This window comes from Pseudomonas sp. 3A(2025), assembly GCF_054589175.1.
Genome location: NZ_BAAILM010000113.1, coordinates 483,930 through 494,228, shown reverse-complemented (window position 1 = coordinate 494,228; position 10,299 = coordinate 483,930). Strand labels below are relative to the sequence as shown.

The 10,299-nt window shown below is 62.2% G+C and carries 9 protein-coding genes and 1 pseudogene; 8 read left to right on the top strand and 2 right to left on the bottom strand.

Features of this window, described 5'->3' with window-relative positions; all coding sequences use genetic code 11:
* Together ACYP2A_RS28870 and ACYP2A_RS28865 are read left to right on the top strand one after the other, a co-directional pair.
* A pseudogene (locus tag ACYP2A_RS28870) lies at window positions 1-331 on the top strand (hypothetical protein); the annotation flags it as partial.
* 27 nt (window positions 332-358) lie between these two features.
* Entirely contained in the window at window positions 359-796 is a 438-nt protein-coding gene (locus ACYP2A_RS28865; protein ID WP_459749334.1) for a nucleoside deaminase, read from the top strand.
* A 4-nt stretch (window positions 797-800) separates the two neighbouring features.
* On the opposite strand, the gene ACYP2A_RS28860 is transcribed toward ACYP2A_RS28865, so the two are convergent.
* A complete protein-coding gene (locus tag ACYP2A_RS28860) occupies window positions 801-1,805 on the bottom strand; it encodes a diaminopimelate epimerase (RefSeq protein WP_459749333.1) in 1,005 nt (334 codons plus the stop codon).
* Between the two features lie 101 nt (window positions 1,806-1,906).
* On the opposite strand from ACYP2A_RS28860, the gene ACYP2A_RS28855 reads away from it, so the two are divergent.
* From ACYP2A_RS28855 to ACYP2A_RS28840, 4 genes are all read left to right on the top strand, one after another.
* Window positions 1,907-2,725, top strand: coding sequence for an alpha/beta fold hydrolase (locus ACYP2A_RS28855; protein ID WP_459749332.1), 819 nt, complete (start codon window positions 1,907-1,909; stop codon window positions 2,723-2,725).
* Window positions 2,715-3,875 carry a PAS domain-containing sensor histidine kinase gene (locus ACYP2A_RS28850; protein WP_459749331.1) on the top strand — a complete coding sequence of 387 codons (1,161 nt, stop codon included), beginning with the start codon at window positions 2,715-2,717 and terminating at the stop codon, window positions 3,873-3,875. Before ACYP2A_RS28855 ends, ACYP2A_RS28850 begins: the two co-directional genes overlap by 11 nt.
* Window positions 3,876-4,008: 133 nt before the next feature.
* A complete protein-coding gene (locus tag ACYP2A_RS28845) occupies window positions 4,009-4,326 on the top strand; it encodes a hypothetical protein (RefSeq protein WP_459749834.1) in 318 nt (105 codons plus the stop codon).
* A gap of 32 nt (window positions 4,327-4,358) precedes the next feature.
* Window positions 4,359-5,525, top strand: coding sequence for a PQQ-dependent sugar dehydrogenase (locus ACYP2A_RS28840; protein ID WP_459749330.1), 1,167 nt, complete (start codon window positions 4,359-4,361; stop codon window positions 5,523-5,525).
* Window positions 5,526-5,587: 62 nt separating this feature from the next.
* Here the strand turns inward: ACYP2A_RS28840 and ACYP2A_RS28835 are convergent, their stop codons facing one another.
* Window positions 5,588-5,896, bottom strand: coding sequence for a PepSY domain-containing protein (locus tag ACYP2A_RS28835; RefSeq protein WP_459749329.1), 309 nt, complete (start codon window positions 5,894-5,896; stop codon window positions 5,588-5,590).
* Window positions 5,897-6,127: 231 nt separating this feature from the next.
* On the opposite strand from ACYP2A_RS28835, the gene ACYP2A_RS28830 reads away from it, so the two are divergent.
* Window positions 6,128-8,290 carry a TonB-dependent siderophore receptor gene (locus ACYP2A_RS28830; protein WP_459749328.1) on the top strand — a complete coding sequence of 721 codons (2,163 nt, stop codon included), beginning with the start codon at window positions 6,128-6,130 and terminating at the stop codon, window positions 8,288-8,290.
* A 160-nt stretch (window positions 8,291-8,450) separates the two neighbouring features.
* The gene (locus ACYP2A_RS28825; protein ID WP_459749327.1) at window positions 8,451-10,070 is read left to right on the top strand and encodes a methyl-accepting chemotaxis protein; all 1,620 of its coding nucleotides are present in this window, start codon (window positions 8,451-8,453) and stop codon (window positions 10,068-10,070) included.
* Window positions 10,071-10,299: the final 229 nt, after the last annotated feature.

Here is a 10,299-nt window from a genome sequence, read left to right as displayed (position 1 = left end):
TCAGGTGGCATCGCGCACCGTGACCTTTACCGATCTGGTCGAGCGCCTGGGCAAGACCCAGGCGCAGACGCTGGTGCAAGCCGAACTCAAACGCCTGCAACCGCAGTATCAAGGTCAGTGGGAACGAAACCTGGCCGCCGCCTATGCCCATTCGTTCAGCGTCGACGAACTGCGTCAGCTCAATCAGGGGCAGGGTTCGCCGACGCTGAAAAACCGCTTTAAAGTGCGCAACAACGAAGTGGGTCTGGAGATGAAGACCCGCTCTGCGCAACTGTTATCCGAGTTTGTGGCCCAGGCGTTGAATAACGCGCAAAAGTCGCCGACGCCCTGATATTTATATTGAACGAGAGAACCCCCCATGGACCCATTCATGCAAGCTGCCATCGATGAGGCGCAACAAGGCCTGGCCGAAGGTGGCATTCCCATTGGCTCGGTGATCGTCCATAACGGGCAGATCATCGGTCGTGGCCATAACCGGCGGATCCAGGAGGGCAGTGCGATCAAGCATGGCGAGATGGACGCCCTGGAAAACGCCGGCCGTCAGCCGGCCAGCGTGTACCGCGACTCAGTGCTGTACACCACCTTGTCGCCCTGCTCGATGTGCAGCGGTGCCATCCTGCTGTATGGCATTCGCAAAGTGATCGTTGGCGAAAACCAGACGTTCATGGGCGAAGAAGCCTTGCTGCGCAGCCGCGGTGTGCAGGTCGATGTGCTCGGCGATGCTACCTGCGAGCACATGATGCGCGACTTTATCGCCAGCCAGCCGCAGTTGTGGAACGAAGACATCGGCGAGTAAGCGCTTACCCGGCGCTGAGCAACCGCGCCACACCGAACAGCGCCACTTCATGCAGCACGCCGTCGCGCTCGGTCAGGCGCAGCGGCGCGGTACCGCCAGGCATCGTCACCCGTACTTCGCCGGCCGCCACCAGACCTGCGGCCCAAGCTGCGCAGGCCACGGCGCTGGCGCTGGTGCCGCTCGACGCGGTCGGCCCTTCACCGCGCTCGAACACCCGTGCTTCAAGTTGCCCTGGTGCGGTACAGCACGCCCATTGCAGATTGACCCCGGCCGGGCACGGTTCGCCCGTGCCGTGTTCGCCCTGGGCAAACGCAATGCGGGTCAGCGCCTGATTCAGCGCGGGCTCATGCAACCGGGCAAACGTCGGCAGCGCCGCTGCATCGGCCAGCAACGTCACGCAATGCGGATTACCGACCCGTACAAAGACACTGTTGCCCCAGGCCGGATCAATCGCTGCCAGGCGCGGCACCCGATGGGCCGGTCGCTGGTTGAAGGTGGCCGCCTCGACACACGAGGTTTGTGCCTGCACCGCCTGCGGGCCGAACTGCGGCGTGCCCAGCGTCAGCCAGAAGCCTTGCTCGCCTTGCAGAGTCGCCGGCTCCATGGCCGTGTGCACCGGTGAGTGGGCGTGTTCGCCGGCATGGTGCACGCGCAGGGTAAATGCCTGGCCGTCCGTCAGGCCGCTCTCGGCCAGTGCCTGGGCAAAAATGGTCAGGCCATTGCCGCTGCGTTCGGCCAACGTGCCGTCGGTGTTGACGATCAGCAGGTCGAACGGTGCTCTATCCTGAAATGGACCGATCAAAAGCCCGTCGCTGCGGTGCGCCTTGGTACCGGTCGGTTGTTGCCCGGCAGGCCAGTGACACACCGCCTCGATGGCGGCGGCAGCCCAGGCGCCATGTTCGCGGGCGGCAGTGCCGGCATTCAGGGCAATCGCGATGCCCTGCGCACGCAGGGCTTGGGGCGTGATCACGGCATAACGGTTGCCGCGGGCGTCGAAAATTCGGGTCATGCGGGGGCCTTTCAAGGAAAACAGGGCAAGGTGCCATACATTTTGCACTGTCTGGCCCGGTGAACGGTGCTAATCTCGGCGCATTGTGACGGGAGCAAGGGATGCAGCTACAAAAGCGCAACAACATAAACGTGATAGGCAACGGCCCGGTCACGTTGATCTTTGGCCATGGCTTTGGCTGCGATCAGCGGATGTGGCGTTTCGTGGCGCCGTCGTTTGCCAACCGCTTCCGTGTCGTGCTGTACGACCTGGTCGGTAGCGGCGGTTCGGACCTGTCGATGTATTTCCGCCACAAATACGAGCGCCTTGAAGGCTATGCCCGCGATTTGCTTGAGGTCATCGAGCAGTTCGGCCAGGGCCCTGTGATTCTGATCGGCCATTCGGTCAGCGCCATGATCGGTGTACTGGCCGACCGCCTTGAGCCGGGGCGCATTGCAGGCCACATCATGGTCGGCCCGTCGCCACGCTACATCGACGATGAGGGCTACCTGGGCGGTTTCAGCCGCGCCGATATCGACTCGTTGCTCGACACCCTGGACAGCAATTACCTGGGCTGGTCCAGCAGCATGGCGCCGTCGATCATGGGCGCTCCCGACCAGCCCGAACTGGGTCAGGAACTGGCCAACAGTTTTTGCCGCACCGACCCCGACATTGCCCGGCATTTTGCCCGCGTGACGTTCATGTCCGACAACCGCAAGGACGTGCAAGGCCTGGCCACGCCGGCGTTGATCCTGCAATGCAGCGATGACCTGATTGCGCCGGTCGAGGTCGGCGATTATCTGCATGCCGCGATGCCGGGCAGCGTGTTGCGCCTGATCGAGAATATTGGCCATTGCCCGCACATGAGTGCGCCAAAGGCCTGTACCGAAGCCATCGAAGAATTCCTGCAGCCTTTTGGACGCACGCCCGATGCGGCCTGAGCTACCTGACAGCGACACACTGTTCGATGAGGCGCCTTGCGGTCTGCTGCTGACCCAGGGCAATGGCAGCATCGTGCGCGTCAACGGCACATTCTGCCGTTGGCTGGGCCATGAGCCCGAGGCTCTGTGGGGCCTGCGTTTTCAGAATTTTCTGACCATGGGCGGCAAGATTTTCAGCCAGACCCACTGGTTTCCGATGCTGCAGATGCAGGGTTCGGTGTCAGAGGTCAAACTGGACCTGCTGCATGCTGACGGTCGTCTGGTGCCGATGATGCTCAATGCCGTGCGCCGCGAGCACGGCGGAGTCTTCTATCACGAGCTGGCGCTGTTCGTGGCCGAAGAGCGTAACCAGTACGAGCGCCAGTTACTGGAGTCCCGGCAGTTGGCCGAAGAGCTGCTGCAACAGCAACTCAGCACGCAAAAAGAGCTGACCCTGGCACAGAACCGCTTGCGTCTGGCCCATGCCGAGGCGCAGATTCGTGCCACTTTTGCCGAGCAGATGATCGGTATCGTCAGCCATGACCTGCGCAATCCACTGTCGGCGATCAAGATGGCTGCCGACCTGTTGCAGCGTGGCACGCTCGATGAACGGCAGGGGCGGGTGACAGGGCATATCTCGCAGTCGGTCGACCGCGCCAGTCGTTTGATTGCCGACTTGCTGGACTTTACCCAGGCCCGGGTGGGGCATGGCCTCTCGGTCAGCCTGAAAAGCATCGACCTGCATGCGGTGACCGATCGCTGTATCGACGAGTTGCGCTTGGCGTTTCCTGATCGCACGCTAGTGCATGTGCGCCAGGGCGAAGGGGCGTGCAATGCCGATGCCGACCGCTTGTTTCAGGTGATTGGCAACCTGGTGGGCAACGCTTGCACCTATGGTGATGCAGGAGGTGCGATAACCGTGACGTCGGCATTCGACGCCAGGGGCAGCTACCTTGCCGTGCATAACCAGGGTGGTCTGATCGAGTCCGAACGTTTTGAAGAACTGTTCGAGCCGCTGGTGCGTGGCGTCAGCCATGACACCAGCCGCAGTGTCGGCCTGGGTCTGTTCATCGTCCGCGAAATCATGCGTGCGCACCTGGGCGATGTAAGCGTGCAGTCCAGTAGCGAACTGGGTACCACCTTTGTTGCCCGGTTGCCGCGAGCCCTCTAGGCGCCGCTTGCGGACCAGCCTTGTTACAAACTCCCGCCCTGCAAAACTTGCCTGAGAGCCCTCGTCGGTCGAACCTGCGTGGGCAATCGTCCTCAAAGGCCTGAGCCTTTACCTTTTCTCGGGTAGGAAAATGATGAACCGTCTTGTGCAATGCCTCGCCATGGCCCTGTTGCTGGCAGGTGCGACCTCGGCCAGCGCCCAGTCCGTGACCGGCACCGACCGCGGCGCCAACAGCAATCCCTACAACAGCCCCATCAAGCGCGCCAACCCCAATAGCCGCCAGGGTACCGCGCCGGCAACGCCGCCGGTACGCGGGCCGAGTACCGCGCCTGTTCCGCGCGCGCCGACGCTGGAAAACGGCGGCATTGGCAACGGTTACCCCACCCGGCAGCAAGCCCCCGTGCGCCCGACCATCGACCCGCGGCCCAGCGCGCCGGTGCGCGGCAACTGAGTTTTATCGACCTCTACGATAAGGAATCACCCATGTTGAGAAAAACCCTGATCGCAACGCTGTGTGCCGGCGCGTTTGCCGGCTTGCCGCTGCTGGCTTCGGCCGCCGAGGCCCCCAAACAGTACAAGAGCGAACTGGGCACCGTGACGGTCACCCAACTGGCCGAAGGCCTGGATCATCCTTGGGCGCTGGCGTTTCTGCCGGACAAGAAAGGCATTCTGATCACCGAACGCTCCGGCGACCTGCTGCTGGCCGGTGTCGATGGCAAGCTGTCCAGGCCGATTTCCGGCGTGCCGCAAGTCTGGGCCAAAGGGCAGGGTGGTTTGCTCGATGTGGCGCTGTCGCCCGACTTCGCCAATGACCGCATGGTCTACCTGGCGTACTCCGAAGGTGACGGCAAGACCGCCGCCGAGGGCGACAAGGCCGGCACCGCAGTAGGCCGTGGGCGCCTGTCGGCTGACCTGAGCACACTGGAAGACTTCAATGTGATCTTCCGTCAGCAACCCAAACTGTCGGTCGGCAACCACTTTGGCGTGCGGCTGGTGTTTGACCGCCAGGGCTACCTGTTTGTGACGTTGGGCGAGAACAACGACCGGCCAACGGCGCAGGACCTGGACAAACTGCAAGGCAAAGTGGCGCGGATCTTCCCGGACGGTAAGGTGCCCGAAGACAACCCGTTTGTCGGTCGTGAGGGCGTGGCCCCGGAAATCTGGAGCTTTGGTCACCGCAACCCGCAAGGCGCGGCGCTCAACCCGTGGAGCGGTACGGTATGGCTGAACGAACACGGGCCTAAGGGTGGTGACGAGATCAATATTGTCGAGCGCGCACAGAACTTCGGCTGGCCACTGGCAACCCACGGCGTCAACTATTCAGGCCTGCCGATTCCCGAAGCCAAGGGCAAGCTGGTCGAAGGCACCAAGGCGCCGTTTCATGTCTGGGAAGTTTCACCGGGTGTGAGCGGCATGGCGTTCTATGACGACGGCCGCTTCAAGGCCTGGGACCACAACGTGTTTGTCGGTGCCTTGAAAACCGAAGACTTGATTCGCCTGCAATTCGAAGGCGACAAGATCGTACACGAAGAGCGTTTGCTCGGGGACCGCAAAGAGCGCATTCGCGATGTACGCCAAGGGCCGGATGGTTACCTGTACTTGCTGACCGATGACGACAAGGGCAAGTTGTTGAAGGTGGGGTTGGAATAACGTAGGAAATATTCGCGGCTGACATCGTTCCCTTAAGAACGCTGCCAGCCGCGAAGCATCAATTAACGATCTTCTTTATCCAGCAACACCGCGCCAGTCTTGGCATCGACGTGGTAATCCCACTCTTTCTTGTTGGCATCGCGCAGTTCGATTTCATAGACATATTGGCCGCTGGCCTTGTGGTCCAGCTCGGTGTCATGAATGGTAAAGCCGGGGTGCGCTTTCAGCGCCTGCTCATTGAACTGTTGCAGGTCGCCAATGGTGCCCGCCTTTTGCAGACCGGCAATTTCATCGGGGCGTACATCGGCCTGGGCAACACCGGCAGCAGTGGTCAGGGCAATAGCGGCAAACAGGGCAGGGATCAATTTCATGAGGCGCTTCCTTTTATCAGTCAGGGAATCTGTGTGTATAGATACACATTCAACCGAGGGGTTCAGTTGTTTTGTTGAAGCCAGATTATCCACGCTGACTTAATTCATCCTTAAAACCTGATACGCCGCGTTATTAGTGTTTTTTTATTCAGCGAGCGCCGCGAAGGGTTGTAAATCCTTCGGCATAAACGTACAAGGTTGCCCCCCGCCGATTCCAGGAGTAACCCCCTCATGAATACGCCGCACCGACTGGCCTGGCCCCTGTTGCCATTGGGCCTGGCTGTCGCCACCCCGTTGTGGTCGGCAGAGCCGGTGAAACTCGACGCCACGCAGATCAGCGGCGCAGCCACCCAGCCGGCTGCCGACGGTTACCAGGCCAGCGCTGCTGGCGTGGCAGGGTTTGGCGATGCGCCATTGCTCGACACCCCGGCGTCGGTGTCGGTGTTCACTGAGGCCTTGATCCAGGACCGCCAGGCCAAGCTGCTCAGCGAAGTGCTGCGCAACGACGCCTCGGTGGGCGAGGCCTATGCGCCGGTGGGTTACTACGAAAACTTTCTGGTGCGCGGCTTCTCGCTCAACGCCGGCAACAGCTACCGCATCAATGGCCGCAGCATTGCCGGCGAGCAGAACGTGGCGCTGGAAAACAAGCAGCAGGTGGAATTGCTCAAGGGTGTTTCCGGCTTGCAGGGCGGGGCCGCCGAACCGGGCGGGGTGATCAACTACCAGACCAAGCGCGCTGAAGATGTACGCTCGGTCACCGTGGCTACCAACGAACACGGCGAACGCTACATCGCCACCGATGTCGGTGGCTGGTTCGGCACCGAGCGCCAGTTCGGCCTGCGCGCCAACCTCGCGCATGAAGACATCCGTTCTTACGTCGAACACGCCGACGGCCAGCGCGACTTCGCCTCCCTGGCCTTCGACTGGGCGATCAGCGAGCGCGCCACCCTGCAACTGGACGCCGAATACCAGACCCGCGAACAGCGTTCGGTGCCGGGCTATCAGTTGCTTGGCGGCACTGAGCTGCCCCACGATGCCTCGCCGCGCAAGCGCTTGGGTCACCAGAGCTGGTCGAACCCGGTGGGCATCGATTCGCTGAACCTGGGCGGGCGCTTCGAGTACCGCTTCAACGACGCCTGGACCGGTAGCCTCAGCGCCTCGCGCAGCCGTGTGGTGATCGACGACTACAGCTCGTTCGCCTGGGGTTGCTATGGTGCGGCCAGTTGCGCCAGCGCGGCGGTGCCGAACTATTTCAGCCCCGAGGGTGACTACGACATCTACGACTTCCGCAGCCCGGACGACACCCGGCGTAACGACGAAGTCGAGGCGGCGCTTACCGGGCGCTTTGCCACCGGCACCCTCGAGCATGAGCTGACCGTGGGCAGCAGTGCGTTCCGGCGCACCGTCGACACCCGTGGCACCTTCAATGAATGGGTCGGCTCCGGCAACATCAACCAGACCCCGGAAGAATTTGCCCCGGCCGATCTTGCCCTGCCGCACACCGAGCGCCGTCTGGACAGCCGTCAGTACGGGCTGTTCTTCACCGACCGTATTCGCTTCGACGAGCACTGGCAGGTGGTGGCCGGCGGGCGCCAGGTGTACCTGGACGAACAGGCCTGGAACGAAACCGGCGGCGACATTCGTCATACCCGCCGCTCGCTGTTCTTGCCGCAGGCGGCGCTGATCTACAAACCGCTGGACAACCTGTCGCTGTACACCCGTTACAGCAAGGGCCTGTCGCTGGGTGGTACGGCGGCGTGGTTCACTAACAACGCCGGCGAAATCCTGGCGCCAACCGTGTCGCGGCAGATTGAAGCGGGGATCAAATACGACCTGCAACGCCTGAGCCTGACCGCCGCGCTGTTTCAGATTCGCAAGGCCTATCAGTATTCGCAGCCCCAGGACGACGGCACCTTTACCTATGTGCAGCAGGGCGAGCAGAAAAACCTCGGCCTGGAACTGGGTGCCAGCGGCTGGGTGACCGAGCGCTTGCAGATTTCTGCCAGCGCCGCCGCCATCCGCGCACGCGTCGAAGGCAGCGGCACCGAAGCGTATGAAGGCCATCAGGCCCTCAACGTGCCCAAGTACCGCGCCAGCCTGCAAGCCGACTACAGCCTGCCGATCCAGGGCCTGGCCGTTTTGGGCGGCGTGCACTACAGCGCCAGCAAATACGCCGACCGGGTGGGCGAGGTACAGGTCAACGATTACGCACTGTTCAACGCAGGCGGGCGCTACAGCACACGACTGGGCGGTTATGACACGGTCTGGCGCCTGAGCGTCGATAACCTGTTCGACAAGCGCTACTGGCGCGATGTCGGTGAATACCTGGGCGACGACTACCTGTTCCCCGGTGCGCCGCGCACGGCACGCCTGTCGGCCTCGGTGAATTTCTGACAGAAACGGCCGGCTGTCGGCGGGATTCGCCGGTCATTTACCTGTCATCAAAATGCCATCTTTGCCTGATTCAATCCCCTTCACAGGGATGTGTTACCGACTTCACGACGGCGCATGCCAAGCCTTGTCGCCGTCCATTCCTGTGAGATTCCCTGCCGCTATGCACAAATCCCTGAGACTTCAGATTCTCGCCTTGCTGGGCGTCAGTCTGGCGTTGTTGCTGGTCATTGCCCTGGCCTGCTTTTATCTGCTGTCCAATAACGTGCGCGACTATCGCGGGCTGCTCGACGGCCCGTTGCGTGCGTCGCAATTGATTGACGAAGCCAACCTGCAATTCAAGATCCAGGTTCAGGAATGGAAGAACGTGCTGTTGCGCGGCAAGGTCGTGGCTGACCGTGACCGCTACTGGGCGCAGTTCGAGAAGCAGGAGCAGGAAGTGCAGACCGCACTGGGCAAGCTCGGCGCGTGGCCGGGCATCGATGCCGCCAGCAAAGGCCAGGTCGAGCGCCTGCGCCAGGAACACCGCACCCTGGGTGATGCGTACCGCAAGGGCCGCGATGCCTTTATCGCCGCAGGCGGCGATCCGGTGGCCGGCGATCTGGCGGTCAAGGGCGTGGACCGCGCGGCCAGCGAGCAGATGAGCGCGCTGGTGGATGCCTTGCGCCAGCAAAGCCAGGCGCAATCGCAACGTATCAGCGACGCCGCCAGCCAGACGATTCTGCTGGGCGCGCTGATCATGCTGGCCTCGGCGCTGCTGGTCGGGTTGTTCACGCTGTGGCGGGTCAACCGCAGCATCGTCGCCCCGGTGCGCATGCTGATCGACTATGTCGCGCAGCTCAGCGAAGGCAAATTCAGCGAGCGGGTCAATGTCAGTCGTCAGGATGAGCTGGGGCGTCTGGCGGTGGCCGCCAATCTGTTGCGTGATTTTCTGTCGCAGACCTTTGTCAGCCTGCGCAGCGGCACCACCGATCTGGACAGCGCCAGCGTCGAACTCAAAAGTATTGCCGGCATCATGGCCAAAGGCACCGGCGAACAATTCGAGCGCACCGATCAGGTGGCCACGGCGATGCACGAAATGTCCGCGACCGCCCAGGAAGTGGCGCGTCATGCCGCCGAGGCAGCCAGTGCGGCCGACGAGGCCGACCGCTGCTCGCGTGAGGGCGAACAGGTGATGGGCGCGACAATTACCGCCATCAACCTGATGCGCACTGAAATCGGCAACACCGCCACCGTCATTCGCCGCCTTGAAAGCGACAGCGAGCGCATCGGCAAGGTGCTGGAAGTGATTCGCGGCATCGCCGAGCAGACCAATTTACTGGCGCTGAACGCTGCCATCGAAGCGGCGCGGGCAGGGGACGCCGGACGCGGCTTTGCCGTGGTTGCCGACGAAGTCCGAACCCTGGCGCAGCGCACCGCATCGTCCACCGCCGAGATCAATCAGATCATCAATTCGGTGCAGACCGGCGCGGTGGATGCCGCCCACGCCATTGAAAGCGGCCAGGCGCGCAGCCAGGAAAGCGTCGAGCAGGTGGCACTGGCGAGCCATTCGTTACAGCGCATCACCACGGCGGTTGAGTCGATTCGCGACATGAACCACCAGATCGCCACGGCCGCCGAAGAACAAACCTCGGTGGCCGAAGACATCTCGCGCAACCTGACACAAATCAGCGCCATCGCCACGATCAACCAGGACAACATCCAGCGCACCCAGGTGGCCAGCGATGCCCTGCATGACCTGTCGATCGGCCTGAACAAAGTGACTGCCGGCCTGACCCCATAACCTCTCTCAGGATCGGCATCGATCTCGTAGGATTAATGCCGGTGCACGCACTTGTAGGAGGCAGCTCTGCTGGCGATTGCTGCGGTACAGGCGCAGCAGATGTGCTGATTTTACTGGCCTCATCGCCAGCAGAGCTGCCTCCTACAGATCCGTGTTGCCCTAAGGGGTCCTACGAGATTTGCGGGGTTATCCCACTTTGCTCACCTCGAACTGCCCCACCAGTTTTTGC